General features: G+C 62.9%; 14 protein-coding genes. 10 read left to right on the plus strand and 4 right to left on the minus strand.

The window, feature by feature from the left end; all coding sequences use genetic code 11:
* Window positions 1-29: 29 nt before the first annotated feature.
* Window positions 30-1,655 (minus strand): ABC transporter substrate-binding protein, encoded by a 1,626-nt coding sequence (locus tag ACFRFQ_RS11940; RefSeq protein WP_378657231.1) that lies wholly within the window; start codon window positions 1,653-1,655, stop codon window positions 30-32.
* A gap of 273 nt (window positions 1,656-1,928) precedes the next feature.
* On the opposite strand from ACFRFQ_RS11940, the gene ACFRFQ_RS11945 reads away from it, so the two are divergent.
* The 9 genes from ACFRFQ_RS11945 to nagB are packed head-to-tail and all read left to right on the plus strand — an operon-like array spanning window position 1,929 to window position 10,258.
* Window positions 1,929-2,978 carry a Gfo/Idh/MocA family protein gene (locus tag ACFRFQ_RS11945; protein ID WP_378657234.1) on the plus strand — a complete coding sequence of 350 codons (1,050 nt, stop codon included), beginning with the start codon at window positions 1,929-1,931 and terminating at the stop codon, window positions 2,976-2,978.
* A complete protein-coding gene (locus tag ACFRFQ_RS11950; protein ID WP_378657237.1) occupies window positions 2,975-3,970 on the plus strand; it encodes a Gfo/Idh/MocA family protein in 996 nt (331 codons plus the stop codon). Before ACFRFQ_RS11945 ends, ACFRFQ_RS11950 begins: the two co-directional genes overlap by 4 nt.
* A complete protein-coding gene (locus ACFRFQ_RS11955) occupies window positions 3,967-5,016 on the plus strand; it encodes a Gfo/Idh/MocA family protein (protein WP_378657240.1) in 1,050 nt (349 codons plus the stop codon). Before ACFRFQ_RS11950 ends, ACFRFQ_RS11955 begins: the two co-directional genes overlap by 4 nt.
* 58 nt (window positions 5,017-5,074) lie before the next feature.
* Window positions 5,075-6,004, plus strand: a complete 930-nt coding sequence (locus tag ACFRFQ_RS11960; RefSeq protein WP_138871962.1) for a dihydrodipicolinate synthase family protein — start codon at window positions 5,075-5,077, stop codon at window positions 6,002-6,004.
* Between the two features lies 1 nt (window position 6,005).
* Window positions 6,006-6,935, plus strand: a complete 930-nt coding sequence (locus tag ACFRFQ_RS11965; RefSeq protein WP_378657244.1) for an ROK family protein — start codon at window positions 6,006-6,008, stop codon at window positions 6,933-6,935.
* Complete coding sequence (locus ACFRFQ_RS11970; protein WP_378657246.1) at window positions 6,932-7,639, plus strand: N-acetylmannosamine-6-phosphate 2-epimerase; 708 nt, start codon at window positions 6,932-6,934, stop codon at window positions 7,637-7,639. The genes ACFRFQ_RS11965 and ACFRFQ_RS11970 overlap by 4 nt, the downstream gene beginning before the upstream one ends.
* The gene (locus tag ACFRFQ_RS11975) at window positions 7,636-8,298 is read left to right on the plus strand and encodes an SGNH/GDSL hydrolase family protein (RefSeq protein WP_378657249.1); all 663 of its coding nucleotides are present in this window, start codon (window positions 7,636-7,638) and stop codon (window positions 8,296-8,298) included. The genes ACFRFQ_RS11970 and ACFRFQ_RS11975 overlap by 4 nt, the downstream gene beginning before the upstream one ends.
* Complete coding sequence (locus ACFRFQ_RS11980) at window positions 8,295-9,464, plus strand: N-acetylglucosamine-6-phosphate deacetylase (RefSeq protein WP_378657252.1); 1,170 nt, start codon at window positions 8,295-8,297, stop codon at window positions 9,462-9,464. Before ACFRFQ_RS11975 ends, ACFRFQ_RS11980 begins: the two co-directional genes overlap by 4 nt.
* 14 nt (window positions 9,465-9,478) lie before the next feature.
* On the plus strand, window positions 9,479-10,258 hold the full coding sequence (gene nagB, locus ACFRFQ_RS11985; RefSeq protein WP_378657254.1) for a glucosamine-6-phosphate deaminase: 780 nt from the start codon (window positions 9,479-9,481) through the stop codon (window positions 10,256-10,258).
* Here the strand turns inward: nagB and ACFRFQ_RS11990 are convergent.
* From ACFRFQ_RS11990 to ACFRFQ_RS12000, 3 genes are all read right to left on the minus strand, one after another.
* Window positions 10,252-11,901 (minus strand): long-chain-fatty-acid--CoA ligase, encoded by a 1,650-nt coding sequence (locus ACFRFQ_RS11990; RefSeq protein ID WP_378657257.1) that lies wholly within the window; start codon window positions 11,899-11,901, stop codon window positions 10,252-10,254. The genes nagB and ACFRFQ_RS11990 overlap by 7 nt on opposite strands.
* Before the next feature lie 93 nt (window positions 11,902-11,994).
* Window positions 11,995-13,116 carry an acyl-CoA dehydrogenase family protein gene (locus ACFRFQ_RS11995; protein WP_378657260.1) on the minus strand — a complete coding sequence of 374 codons (1,122 nt, stop codon included), beginning with the start codon at window positions 13,114-13,116 and terminating at the stop codon, window positions 11,995-11,997.
* Window positions 13,117-13,130: 14 nt separating this feature from the next.
* A complete protein-coding gene (locus ACFRFQ_RS12000) occupies window positions 13,131-14,312 on the minus strand; it encodes an acyl-CoA dehydrogenase family protein (RefSeq protein WP_378657263.1) in 1,182 nt (393 codons plus the stop codon).
* Between the two features lie 244 nt (window positions 14,313-14,556).
* On the opposite strand from ACFRFQ_RS12000, the gene ACFRFQ_RS12005 reads away from it, so the two are divergent.
* Window positions 14,557-14,748 carry a ferredoxin gene (locus tag ACFRFQ_RS12005; RefSeq protein WP_378657266.1) on the plus strand — a complete coding sequence of 64 codons (192 nt, stop codon included), beginning with the start codon at window positions 14,557-14,559 and terminating at the stop codon, window positions 14,746-14,748.
* Window positions 14,749-14,807: the final 59 nt, after the last annotated feature.

The following is a 14,807-nucleotide window of genomic DNA, read 5'->3' on the forward strand; positions in this document are numbered from 1 at the left end:
TCAGTCGATAGGAATGGCCGCGCGCAACGTCAGGCGGGCTTTGTCTGAAGCAGGTTGACGCCGGGGTACGGCAGGGGCGTGACGTCGGCGACCTTCTGCGGATCCCAGGCGGTCAACAGTTCCTGATGCAGGACCGGGTAGTAGACAGCGTTTTCCGCGATCTGGTTCAGGTACGACTGCACGAGGGTGCTTCGCTTGGCGGGGTCCGTCTCACGGGTTGCCTCGTCCATCGTGGCGTAGATCTTCTGTGCTTCCGGGGTGTCGTCCCACTTGGCGTAGGTCTTGGTCCACAGGCCGCCCTTGCTGTACGTGTAACGGACGAGCAGGTCGACGTCGGATCCGAATGCCTGCGGGTTGGACGTGCCGGCCGCGATCTGGAACTTCTGGCCGCTGTTGAGCTTGCTGACCATTGCGCTGGTGTCCTGCGGTTCGAGCGTCGTCTTGAATCCGACTGCGTCCCAGGACTCTTTGATGGTCGGCAAGCAGTCCGCCAGCCAGCTGACGTTCGTGGAGAGCAGCGTCAGATCGAGACCACTGACGCCGGCTGCAGCGAGCAGTGAGCGGGCCTTGTCCGGATCGTACGAGTACACGGTCGACGACCGGACATAGTCGGGGTTGCGTTCGTACAGGTAGCTCGTGGCCGGTGCGGCCTTGCCGCCGAGGGCGATTTCGATCATCTTCGGAGTGTTGATCGCGTAGAACATCGCCTGACGAACGCGAACATCGTCGAACGGTGCCTGCGTCGTGTCGAATAGCAGGTACATCAGGTTCATGCCCGGATTGCCTTCGACGGTACGTCCGCCGGACGTCAGCGTCGGGACGTTGGCGACGGGAATGTTGTCGGCGAGCTGAGCGCCGGCGTTGTTGCCGGACACTCGCGCGATACGCGAGGACGTGTCGACGATGGACAGCCAGTTCATGGTCGTGAAGTTGGCCGGACGCGGACCGTTGTACGCGGGGAAGGCCTCGAATGCCGTGTTGCTCTTGGGGGTATGGCTGGTGACCTTGTACGGACCGGAACCCACCACGAGCGTGCCGGACTTGGCTTCGTCCCAGTGACCGTCGAAGACATGCTTGGGCATGATCTTGGCAATGGACAGGCGTTGAGCAGCAGCGCTGAACGGGTAGTTGAAGTTGAGCGTCACGGTCTGATCGTCGACCTTGGTGACGGACTGCAACCAGGAGGAGAAGAAGGAGCGGATCAGCACGTTCTGCTGGGGATCGAGAATGCGCTCGAAGCTGAAGACCACGTCGTCCGAGGTGACCGGGGTGCCGTCGTGCCAGGTGGCGCCGTCGCGGATCTGCATGGTCCAACTCGACGCGGTGGCGTCGGTGGGAACGGTCTTCGCCAGTGCGGCATACGTCTCGCCGGTGGCCGGATCGTTTTCGAGCAGGCCTTCGTACACGTGGTTGACCGCGGCCATCAGGAAGCCCGACGCAGTCTGCATCGGATCGAAGCTCTGGTCGTTTCCGTATCCGATGGCGGTGGTGAGATCGCCCGTGGACGAGGAGCCGCCCACGACCGAGGTAGACGACGGGCCGCCGCCGCACGCTGCGAGGGTTGCGGTGATACCTGCAGCGGCTCCGATGAGGCCGGTGTACCGGAAAAGGTCCCGGCGGCTAATGGCGGAGCTCAGCGGTCGTTGGTTCTTCAAGGCGGCCTCCAAGGCGGGGAGCGGGACATCTCGAGTGGGATAGGGGATGTCCTATGTTCGACGTCCGATGTTGCGTAACCTACATTGTGGATCAGAAAGCGTCTAGAGACTCTTTGGAACTTGTTGCCCGAAAATTCATTTTTCAGCGGGTTTCGTGAACCTTTCGATGCCCCTACCTGCATAGATGAAGACTGTGTTACCGACCTCGAATTGACGGTCGATCACACTGGCCGTATAACATAGGACATCCCTTATCCAATCTTTGGAGACTTCATGACCCGATACAAAGTCGGCGTGGTCGGTTGCGGATTCTTCGGTAGTTCACTCGCACGCGAGTTTGCTGCCCATCCACGTTTCGAACTCACGATGCTCTGCGACCGAGATCTAGAACGGGCAACGGAAGCCGCCGGAGAATTCGGCGCGACCCCCACCAACGATCACGATGATGTGGCGGCTGACGCGACGATCGACCTTGTTGTAGTCGCGACTCCCAATCACGCGCATGCAGAACCGGCACTAGCCGCATTGACACACGGCAAGGCAGTGTTCGTCGAGAAGCCACTGGCAGTCGAGCTCGCCGACGCCCGCGGCATGATCGAGTGCGCCGAGTCCAACGGTTCGACGCTCATGGTCGGACACATCATGCGGATGATGCCGGGTGTTCGACGTCTGGCCGCATCGGTGCGGTCCGGAGAGATCGGTGATGTCAATGCCATCGAGACGTCGCGGTCGCGGTGGATCGACACCGCCGGAGCGGACCCGCAGTGGTGGAAGCTCGACAAGAGTCAGACCGGCGGCGAACTCACTCACGAGATCCACGAGCTCGACCTACTGTGCTGGCTCGGTGGCGACGTCAGCGCCGTGTCGAGCATCGCGACACCGGACGATGGCTTCCGTACAACGGTTGTGAAGTTCTCGAGCGGCGCGGTCGGCACGCACACCATCTCGACCCGTTCGCACACATCGTCGTGGGATCTGACGGTTGGCGGATCGAACGGCGCGCTGCGGGCAGATTTCCGTACCGGACTGGTGGAGAAGTTCACGGATGGTCAGGTTGTCGATTCCTGGCCGATCTTCGACGATACGGACGAGAACCAGTCCTTGGTCGACTCGGCGACCAAGACGCAGAAGTACAACTCCGGCGGCGGGGCGTCGTCAGTGTGGATGCAGGCAGCGATCCGTCACGAAATCGACGAGATCGCAAGGGTTCTCGATTCCGGTGACGAATCGCCTCTCACGGCGGCTACCGATCGAGCTCTGCTTGTGGCGCAGCAGGTGCGAGTTGGACAGGCGGAGCCCGCAGACCTTCGAGTTGCGCGATGACCGTCCGCGTTGCCGTGATCGGCAGCGGCGGAATCGCACGAGACCACGTACGTTCGCTCGGCAGTCTGCCAACGGTGGAGGTCGCGTACGTCGTCGGTAGTGACTTGGGCCGGGCCGCCTCGGTTGCGGCTCTCGCACCGGGAGCGCAGGCGAGCACCGATCTGGACCGAGTTCTGGCCGATCCGTCGATCACGGCCGTCAACGTCGTCGGGGCAACTCCCGATCATGCGCCGGTGACGATTGCAGCCGGCCTGGAGGGAAAGCATGTTCACGTCGAGAAGCCTGCGGCACTGACCGTCGCGGACTTCGACGCCATGGTCGCAGCCACCGAAGGTAACGGCACGTCGTTGATGGTCGGTCAGACCGTACGGTTCCAGCCGTCGATCACCTCGATCGGCGCTTCCGTTGCGCAGGGCGCTATCGGTGATCCCCGCCTGATCCATCTGAGTTGGTACACCGGCCACGTCTGGCCGGGTGGCTGGCGCGGGTGGCAGCACGACAAGGAACGATCCGGCGGCCACCCCGTTCACAACGGAACTCACGCACTTGATCTGGTGACCTGGCTGATCGACCGCAAGCCGATTCGGGTGTTCGCCCGCAGCTTCCCGACCTTTGCCGCCGGCATGCCCGTTCACGACAGTTTCCACCTGACCGTCCGATTCGAGGACGGTTCCCTGGCGTTGATCGAACTGGCGTACGCGTTGCCACAATCGGGAAAGATGGTGCGACGCATCGTCGTCTCCGGCACGCGAGGCACTCTCGCGCACGATACGGGCGACGATCCGGGACTCATGTCCGACACCACCAACGCTCCACCGTCGTCCATCGAAGACGCCATGACACATCAGATGCGCCATTGGATCGGCACTCTCGACGGTTCCGTGACACCGCTGGTGCAGAACTGGCAGGTGCGCGCGGCGCTGGCGACCGCGGTGGCCGCACAACAGTCTCTCGAAACCGGGCGCGCAGTTGCAATCGGAGGGCAGCAATGACCGGCTCGATCCGTATCGGATTCATCAGCGGCGTAAGGCATGCCGGTTCGTACGCGGACCTGTTGCGAGCCGACCCTCGCGTGCAGTTGGTCGGTGTCGCCGACGAAACATCGGTGCCGGACTGGATCCGCGACGACGGTATGAAGATGGCTGCTGCCGCCGACATCCCGTGGATCGACGATCTCGGCGAGCTTCTCGATCCCGACCGCATCGATCTGGCGGTCATCTGCAGCGAACCGACTCGGCACGCCCGGCTCGCCATTGCTGCCTTGAACGCGGGACTTGATGTGCTCGTGGACAAGCCGGTGGGAATCGACGAGGCAGAAGCCGCCGCCGTTCAGGAAGCAGCAGAGGCAAACGGACGTATCTGCACGGTCGTCAATCGCACGCATTCACCGGCACTGCGGAGATTGCGCCGCTGGATCGACGCGGGAAACCTCGGGCTTCCGCGCCACGTGGATATCGAGTTCCTGGCCAGCGGAACACATTTTGCGACCTCCGTGGAGCGGCCCGAGTTGGTTGTCGACCCAGCGCTGTCCGGCGGGGGAGAAGTCGTGAACTTCCTCGGATACGCCGCCGACTACCTCCGGTACCTCACCGGCCTCGACGTCTCCGAGGTCTACGCGGAGACAAGCACGTTGTACGGCGGCGCACACGAGAAGTTCGGTGTGGAAGACACCGCCCTCGTTTCGCTGGCCCTTGCACACGGTGTGACCGCAACCGTCACAGTCGGAAGAATCCCGGCAGCACCGGGTTTCGGTGCAAACACCGCAACGGTTCGGGTCCTCGGATCGCACGGCTACGCCAGTTCGGACGACGACAAACCCGCTGTCATGCAGTTCGGTGGCTCCGGCGATGTCACCGCGATACCCATCGGGGGCTTCGGATCCGACAACGCGGTTTCGAGCTTCCTCTCGCACCTCCTCGATCGCCTTCCGAAGCGCATCGAACCTGATTACTCCGTAGCAGACGCCCGCGCGTCGATGCGTGTGATCGACGCCGCGTACCGGTCCGCCGCATGCGGGCAGCCGGTTTCCGTAGCTTGACCACCCTGTAAAAGTTTTGCCCCGCAATTCAATCCGATAATCAAAGTACGGAGACCCCATGAGTACCGACACCACGACCTTCAGCGGAATTGTTCCCCCGATCGTCACACCCCTGACCATCGACGGTGACGTTGACACGAAGTCGCTCGAGCGCCTCCTGTCGATGCAGATCGAGGCCGGCGTCGACGGACTGTTCATCCTCGGTTCCTCGGGCGAGGTCGGCTACCTCACCGACGCTCAGCGCGCCCAGGTCGTGCAGACCGCCATCGGCCATGTCGGCGGCCAGTTGCCGGTGCTGGTCGGCGTCAACGACATGACCACGAACCGCGTCATCGCCGTTGCCGAGCAGGCGCGCGACGCCGGTGCCGACGCCATCGTCGCGACAGCTCCGTTCTACGCGATCACCAACGCCGAAGAGACTGCCACGCACTTCCGCTCCATCCATGCAGCAGTGGATCTTCCGCTGTTCGCCTACGATGTTCCGGTCCGCGTTCACAGCAAACTTCCCGTCGCGATGCTGGTCGAACTCGGCCGTGAAGGTGTCATCGCCGGTGTGAAGGACTCGAGCGGCGACGACGTCAGCTTCCGCATGCTGCTGCGTCAGTCTGTCGACCTCGAGAACTTCGCGGTCTTCACCGGCCACGAGGTTGTTGTCGACGGCTGCCTGCTCATGGGTGCATCGGGTGCAGTTCCCGGCCTGGCCAACGTCGATCCCCACGGCTACGTGCGCCTGTGGCGCGCAGCGCAGGCCGGCGACTGGGCCGCAGCCAAGACCGAGCAGGACCGTCTCACGGACCTCTTCTCCATCGTCGAGGCTCCGGCACCGGGACGGGTCAGCGCCGGTGCTGCCGGTCTGGGCGCCTTCAAGACCGCCTTGGCGCTGCGAGGTGTCATTTCGAGCAACACGATGTGCGCACCGATGCTCTCTCTCGACGAGTCCGAGGCTGCAGCGATCAAGGTCATTCTCGAACGCGCCGGACTGCTCTGACATGACCCACGGGCAGGAGCGTTGGATCGGTGTCGACATCGGCGGCACCAAAGTGGCTGCAGCGGTAGTCACCTCCACAGGTGAAGTGATCGAATCCGTCCGCGCGGCTACACCTGCGGCCGGCAAAGCCGCGGTGCTGGACACGACCGTCGCGCTGATCGACCAGCTGCGCGCCGAACACACCGTCGACGGAATCGGTGTGGGTGCGCCGGGAATCATCGACCGGGCAGCTGGACGAGTGCTGTTCGCTTCCGACATCCTGCCCGGATGGATGGGCGCCGAGGTGCGCGGCGAACTAGAGGCTCGCACGTCACTGCCGGTGACCGTGGACAACGACGTGCGTGCCATGGCACACGGCGAGAACATGATCGGTGTCGGCTACGGCCGCAGCTCGGTGCTGTTCGTCTCGATCGGCACCGGTATCGGTGGCGCACTGTCCGTCAACGGTGAATTACGGCACGGCGCGCACGGAACGGCAGGCGAACTTGCGCATCTACTCGTTCCGGCCTCCGGTGCCATCGGTTGTGGCTGCGGTCGCATCGATCATCTCGAAGCTGTGGCGTCGGGCCCGGCGATGGCAGCCGAGTACGCCTCCCGTGCAGGAGTTTCTGTGCAGCCGCTGCAGAAGGTGGTATCCCTGATGCACTCGGGCGACCCGATCGCCCGGGCCGTGATCACCGATGCCGGTGAACTGCTCGGGCGGGTTCTCGCCGGTGTCGCCACAGCCTTCGATCCCGAGGTGATCGTGATCGGGGGAGGCGCCGCCCAGATCGGACCCGATCTGCTGTCCCCGCTTGTGGCCGCGTTCCGCCTCGAAGCCATGCGCCCGATCGCTGACACCGCTATTCTCCCTGCACATCTGGGGACCGACGCTCCACTGGTGGGCGCTGCACTACTCGCCGCCGCAACACGAACAGAGGTATCACGATGACGCTCGATGAGTTACTGAAGATCATCAGCGGGAAGCTGGTCGTTTCGTGCCAGGCGGGACACGGACACGCGCTGCGCGACACGGCGACAATCGAGCGGATGGCCAGGGCAGCCGTCGACGGCGGTGCCGCCGCGATTCGCTGTGGCGGAGTGGGTGGAACGCCCGACGTCGCCGCGGTTGCCGCTGCGGTGGCGGTGCCGGTGATCGGACTGACGAAGATCGGATCCTCCGGGGTGTTCATCACTCCGACACGAGAATCCGCGCTGGAAGTTGTCGACGCCGGTGCACAGATCGTGGCAGCCGATGCGACGCTGCGGCCACGCCCGGACGGGTTGTCGTTCGCGGACACCGTGGCGGCAGTCCACGCGCGAGGCGCTCTCGTGATGGCTGACTGCGGAACTCTCGAGGATGGCATTGCGGCCGCAGAGGCGGGTGCAGACATCATCTCCAGCACCCTCGCCGGCTACACCGAGAACAGCCGACGCCTGAGCGGTCCCGATCTGGAGCTTATTTCGGAACTGCGAGCCGCACTTCCCACCGCCGTGATCATCGCCGAGGGCCGGTACCACAGCCCGGAGGCAGCCGCGCAAGCAATTTCACTCGGCGCGGATTCGGTTGTGGTGGGTACCGCAATCACGGATCCGGCATTCATCACCTCGAAGTTCGCTGCCGCAGTGTCAGACGCGGGGAGTGGTAGACGATGACTGCGGAACGCCGCAGAATCGAAGCGTTGCTGAATGATTCGGCAACACCGATCCGGTGGGTGTTCACCGGAGACAGCATCACGCAGGGTCTCGCTCATACGAACGGATACCGTAGCTACGTCGAGCACTATGCAGAGCGCATCCGCGGTGAGATGTCGTTGTTCAATCACATTGTGATCAACACCGGTGTGAGTGGTAATCGCTCATCGGATGTCCGTGGCGGATTTGCCCACCGGATCGAGGTCTTCGAACCGTCGGTGGTGCTGATCATGCTCGGTACCAACGACGCTCTCGACGGTGCGGACGGCCTCGAACGCTTTCGGGAAGATCTGTCCGACATCATCTTCCGATCTCGAGCCCTCGGTGCTGTTCCGATCTTGCAGACGCCGCCGCCCATCGACGTCCCGAACGCACCGACGCGAGCTGCTTTGATCGACTACGTCGAGGTGACGCGTCAGGTTGCCGCATCGACGCGCGCGATACTCATCGATCACTACGAGCAGTGGTATGCGGATTCACCCGAAGGCCCGCCGGCGTCGCTCCTGGCTGATGCGTTCCATCCGAACGAGAACGGGCACTATGTGCTGGCGGACGCGATTCTGCGCGAATTGGGGATCGCTGACATGGATAGTTCTGTTGCAACACAGGTGATGTCGTGATCCTGCGTGGGAAGCTGATCACCGGAGGTCGACTACTCGCCGACGGAGTTGTCGAAACGGCGGGTGATCGAGTGGTGTGGGCCGGGCCCGCATCGGAGCGAACAGATCCGATCCCGGAACCCGGAACTCCGGGCACTACGATCATTCCCGGTCTTGTGGACGTGCACTGCCACGGTGCCGGCGGATTCGGTTTCCCGGAAGCTGATCGCGAGGGGTCCATCGCAGCGGCAGATCACCACCGGCACAACGGAACTACCTCGGTAATCGGGTCGTTGGTTTCGGCGCCGCCGCAGGTCTTGCATAGTCGCATCGAACTGCTGGCGTCGCTGGTGGAGCGCGGCACACTTGCCGGAATCCATCTCGAGGGTCCGTTCCTCTCGGTACTGCGTTGTGGTGCACAGGATCCGGCCAGCATTCTCGATGGCGACCCGGCCCTGCTCGAGTCGTTGTTGGCTGCCGGACGAGGCCACATCCGCTCGATGACGATCGCACCCGAGACCGCGCATTTTGCCGAACTGTCGACCATGCTGGCCGAGAACGGCGTAGTGGTGAGCGTTGGACATACCGACGCGTCGAATCCCGTCGCGACTCGCTCGATCGCCCATTCCGCGCACGCACCGCTCAGTGCCACACACCTTTTCAACGGCATGGCGCCCATGCACCACCGCGCGCCAGGCACGGTGGCTGCGTGTCTGGCTGCCGCAGCCCGTGGTCAGATGGTGGTCGAGTTGATCGGTGACGGTGTTCATCTGGCCGACGAAACCGTCTCCACCGTCTTCGACCTGGTCGGCCCGCATCAGATTGCTCTGGTCTCCGACGCCATGGCGGCAGCGGGTATGCCGGACGGGCGATACCCGCTCGGTCCACTCGACGTGGACGTTGTCGACGGAGTGGCCCGATTGGCAGGACAGGGCGACACTGCAATTGCCGGCGGCACCAGCAGGCTGATGGACGTCGTTCGGCGAACGGTGCTTGATGCCGGCGTGGACCTGCTGTCGGCAGTTACCGCAGCAACTGCAACACCCGCTGCGTTGTTGGGATTGACCGGGGTTGTCGGCGATCTCGTCCCCGGATGCCGTGCCGATCTTGTCGTGACCGATGAAAAACTTTTGCCCCGAGCAGTCATGGCTTCGGGAAACTGGCTTACGAACACCATGGAAAGCTGAGGGGAAGAACTCCGATGGAAATTGTCATCGTCAAGGACGCGGATACCGCCGGTACGGTTGTCGCCGATATCTTCGACCACGCAGTACGTTCCGGCGCACGAACGTTGGGCCTGGCTACCGGATCGTCACCGCTGTCCGTCTACCGCGAGCTTGCGCGGCGCCACCGCGAGGAAGGCTTGAGTTTTGCCGGCCTGCAGGCGTTCCTGCTCGACGAGTACGTCGGCCTCCCGGATGGGCACCCCGAGTCCTATGCACAGGTGATCCGGACCGAGTTGGTCAATCACCTCGATCTCGACAGCGCTCGTGTATTCAGCCCGAACGGCACTACCGGAGACCCGTTCGGTGCCGCCGCGGCCTACGATCGCGCGATCGCCGCCAACGGACCGGTGGATGTGCAACTCCTCGGCATCGGAGCCAACGGCCACATCGGATTCAACGAACCGACATCGTCGCTGACCTCACGCACACGGGTGAAGACGTTGACCGAACAGACCCGGATCGACAACGCACGATTCTTCGAGAGCATCGACGACGTCCCGCGCCACGTCATCACCCAGGGCCTCGGAACGATCTGCGACGCACGGCATTTGGTAATGATCGCGACCGGCGAACACAAGGCCGACGCGATCGCCGCCGCAGTCGAAGGACCCCTCGCTGCGGTCTGCCCGGCATCGGTTCTCCAACTGCACCCGCACGCAACAGTTGTCGTCGACGAAGCCGCAGCCTCCAAACTTCAACTCACCGAGTTCTACAAGACGGTGTCAGCGCACAAGCCGGTCGCGCAACACTACTGAGCTGCCGCACCCTCACGAACGACCGGAACTTTTTCGAGTGTGAGCGCCCGCTCCGGAGTGAGTAACTGGAAGTGGGCCTCGCCGCGTTGACGGATCCAGACCGGATCGCTGGTGTTCCAGCGTTCCGCGCTCTGGGTGCGGGTGACAACCTTGAAGGTTGCGGTCCGGGGGAATTCGCTACAGACCCGAATGAGAGTGGGTTTCTGCTTCGGACCCAGTTCGGGACGTGAGTCTATGTAGGCGGCAACCGCTTCGGGATCGAAGTTGGTCACATCACCGACCGGGATGACCGACGCCATCACTCGATCGCCGACATCGCTGTCCGGGACGGCGTAGACGGACACCTGCGCAAAGCCGGGGTATGCGGTCAGCGCACGTTCGATGGGGGCAGCGCCGATGTTCTCGCCGTCGACCCGCAGCCACCCGGAACTGCGCCCCGCGAAGTAGACGTAACCGTCGGCGTCGGCGTACGCGAGGTCACCGGTCCAGTACTGCCCGTTCCGCATACGTTCGGCGTCGGCTTCGGGATTCTTGTAGTACCCGGCGAAGGCTCCCGGGCCGGTCACGTTGACCATTTCGCCGGTTGCCTCGTCGGCGTTGGTGATCCGGCCATCTGCGTCGAATTCTGCAGGGGGGCAGGGAACTCCGGTTTCGGGATGAAGAATCTTCACGCCGTCGGGAAGCAGTCCGAGAGTGCCGGCGCGGGGGACAGGAGCGGCGCCGATGGACACTCCACCCTCGGTGGATCCGAATCCGTCGATGACGCGCGCACCGAATCGACGGACAAATGTGGCGACTGCGGGAGCGGCGCCCTCGTTGCCGTACATGATCTTCAGGGTGTTGTCATGATCGTCGGGCTGCTCGGGTGTCGCGGCGATGAAGGAGAGCGGTTTGCCGACGTAGTTGGAGTAGGTAATACCGAACTTGCGGACGTCAGGGAGGAATCCCGAGGCGGAGAACTTGCGGCGCATGCCAATTGCGCACTTGCGATGCAGCGCGATCGCCCACGCTGCCATGATCGCGTTGGAATGGAACATCGGCATTGCCATGTAGATGACATCCTGCGGCCCGAGGTCGAATCGATCACCAAGCATGATCGCGGGATCCGCGATCTTGAAGTGCGTGCAGCGAACCGCCTTGGGATCACCGCTGGTCCCTGAGGTGAAGATGAGCATCATCAGGTCGTCGGGAGACACCGCGCATGGCTTGTGCGGCGAATTGGCGAAGGGCGCCAACAGTTCCGCCCACTCCGGCGAGTCGACGTTGATCACCCGAACATCGCCGAGGGCGACTCCGTCGAGGAGATGCGCCTGACTGTTCTCGGTGAAGATGATCTGGCAGTCGGCGAGCGCGACATCGCGGGCCAGCGCCGGACCACGCCGGGTGGTGTTGAGGCCGGCCAGAACCGTGCCGGAGAATGCCGCGGCGCCCAGTAGCAGTGAGAACTCCGGAATGTTCTCCATCAGCAACCCGAAATGTCGTGGACGCTCGTTGTCGAGCAGCGCGTCGAGCAACGCGGCCCGGTCGAACGACGCCTGGACATGCTCGCGCCAGGTGATGACCTGGTCCTCGAATCGAATGCCGTACGAGTCGATTTCACTGACTCCGAGGAGCAGATCTGAAACGGTGGGGCTCTCACTCATAACTGCATCATTACCAATTCGTCGAGGATCAGGTTCAGGTATTCCGCTTGGTGGGACTGGGTCACTGTGGGACAGGGCCACTGTGGGACAGGGTCACGCAGGCACGTCAGCGAGCTCCTTACCCAAACTACGCAGCAGATCGGTGGTGTTGCCGAGCAGGAATTCGTGCCGCTTGGCGGCGAGGAAGTACCGGTGAATCGGGTGATCCTCGTCCAATCCGACACCGCCGTGGACGTGGACAGCGGTGTGCGCGACACGATGGCCGGCGTCGGCGGCCCAGAATTTTGCGGTCTTGACTGCCTCGGTGGCCGGGAGACTTTCGCTCAGTTGCCAGGCCGCTGCCCAGAGCGTCAGACGCACTCCCTTGACGTCGATGTATCCGTCGGCCAGTCGCTGAGCCACGGCCTGGAAACTGCCGATCGGGCGTCCGAATTGGACACGCTCGCGCGCATATTCCGCTGTCAGTTTCAGCGCCTGATCGAGGACGCCGTATTGGTATGCGCTGGAACCGAGTCGGTCGCGTTCGACGATCCATTCGCTGATCTCGGAGCCCCGAGTCACCGAGCCGAGCACCCGGTCGTCCGGCAGCTGGACCGCATCGAAATCGACCTGACCCGCACTGCCGAAATCGACGATCGACTGCCGTGTGACACTGACACCGACATCGCCTGGCTGCACCAGGAAAACGACAACACCGTCATCGGTGCTTGCCGGAACCAGGAAGAGATCGGCTATCGGTGCGCTGTCGACCACGATCTTCGTTCCGGTCAACTCCCAACCGCTTTCCGTCCGCTGTGCATGAGTGAACGGGAGAGCCGGATTATCGCTCCATTCTTCGGACAGCGCTGCCGTCAAGATCTTTTCGCCCTGTGCTGCGGGCGCTGCCCAGTCGGCGCGCTGGGTGTCATTGCCGAATTCTGCGATCGCGGCGGCGGACGACACGATGGACGTCAGATACGGCACCGGTGCGACAGCCCGTCCCAATTCGACAAGAATGCTGCACTGCTCGAGCACACCAAATCCGTCGCCACCCACCGATTCCGGCAAGGCTGCGCTGAGAACACCGGACGATGCGAGTGCCGCCCACAGTGTGCGGTCGGTACGGTCCTGCGCTGCGTCGAGTTCCCGGAGACGGTCGTTGGTGACCAATTCGGTGGCAATTCCGCGGGTGAGGCCGGCCAGATCGTTCTGGGCCTCGGTGAAGGTGAAATCCATGTCGCGAGGTGTCCTTATCGCTTTGAGGGCGGCAAGCCCAGGGCCGTCATACCGATGATGTCGCGCTGCACTTCGTTGGTGCCGCCGCCGAACGTCAGGATCAGCGAGGACCGGTGCATCCGTTCGATTCGTCCACGCAGGACCGCGCCGGGGGAGTTCTGCCGGATTACGGCCGACGGGCCGAGGATTTCCATCAGCAAGCGGTAAGCCTCGGTGGCGAATTCGGTGCCGAACACCTTGTTGGCCGATGCAGCCTCAGGGCCGGGAGCGTGGTCGGTGGTAGACGCGATTTCCCAGTTCATCAGCTTGAGGTACTCGGCCTTCGCGTGTATCCGTGCCAGGTTGATCTGCACCCACTCCTGATCGATCATGCGTCGACCGTCGGGAAGCTTGGTGTTCTGGGCCCACTCGCGGACTTCGCGTTGCGCCGTCAAAATCGGGCCTGCGGAGGTCAGCGCAACTCGTTCGTGATTGAGCTGATTGGTGATCAGGCCCCAGCCGCCGTGTTCCTCGCCCACGATCGACGATGCCGGAACGCGTACATCCTGGTAGTAGGTGGCACTGGTGTCTGGTCCGGCCATCGTGTGCACCGGTGTGTAAGAGAATCCTTCGGCGGTGGTGGGGACGATCAGCATGCTGATTCCCTTGTGCTTCTTGGCTTCCGGATCGGTACGGCAGGCGAGCCAGATGTAGTCCGCGTACTGGATGAGGCTTGTCCACATCTTCTGGCCGTTGATGATGTAGTCGTCGCCGTCCTTGACAGCGGATGTGCGCAGCGACGCCAGGTCGGTTCCGGCTCCTGGTTCGGAGTATCCGATGGCAAAATGCAGTTCGCCGCGCGAGATCTTCGGCAAGAAGAACGCCTTCTGCTCGTCGGTGCCGAAATGCATGATTGTCGGGGCCACGGAGTTGATGGTCAGGAACGGCACCGGTGCCCCGGCGATCGCGGCCTCATCGGTGAAGATCAGCTGATCCATCGCGGATCGTTCCTGCCCGCCGTACTCCTTGGGCCAGCCGAGCGTGAGCCAGCCGTCCTGGCCCATCTGAGCCACAACTTCGCGGTACACGTTTCCTTCGCCGTACTCACCGGTGGTGGCTGCGAGGGCTTCGCGGCGAGCCGGGGTCATCAGTTGAGCAAAGTATGCGCGCAACTCCTCCTGAAGCGCTTGTTGCTCAGGTGTGTAGGTGATGTGCATGGTTGCCTCTCGAAGTAGAGATACAAATCGACTATCTGGCACAGGTTCTATAAGCAGGTTTTTCGGGTGTGGCGCCCATGTGGGCGAATCCCGGGACTCGTTTCTGCTACTTTTCCGAATCATTGCACAGGACTGGAACAGGTTCTAGTGTTATGGCAGGAACGGTGCCGAGCACAGCCCTGCGATGCCCGTTTCTCCACCTGTCTGTGACACCCGAATGCGTGAGTAGAGAAGAGGAATACCCATGGAGGTCAGGGTTGATTTGGACCGTTGCGAGGCCAATGGAGTCTGCGTCGGTATCGCCCCCGATATTTTCGACCTCGACGACAATGAGGAGTTGGTGATCAGTTCGACGCGTCCGCCGGAGGATCGGTGGGAGGATGTTCGCTCCGCGATCGCTCAGTGCCCGCGCGCCGCGTTGACGGAACATCCGTAAGGACTATTGCCCAAAACAGGAACACGTTCTAAAGTTGCGAAGTCGTGAGGCTCGACCGG

The organism is Rhodococcus sp. NPDC056743, from assembly GCF_042790355.1.
GTDB lineage: Bacteria > Actinomycetota > Actinomycetes > Mycobacteriales > Mycobacteriaceae > Rhodococcus_F.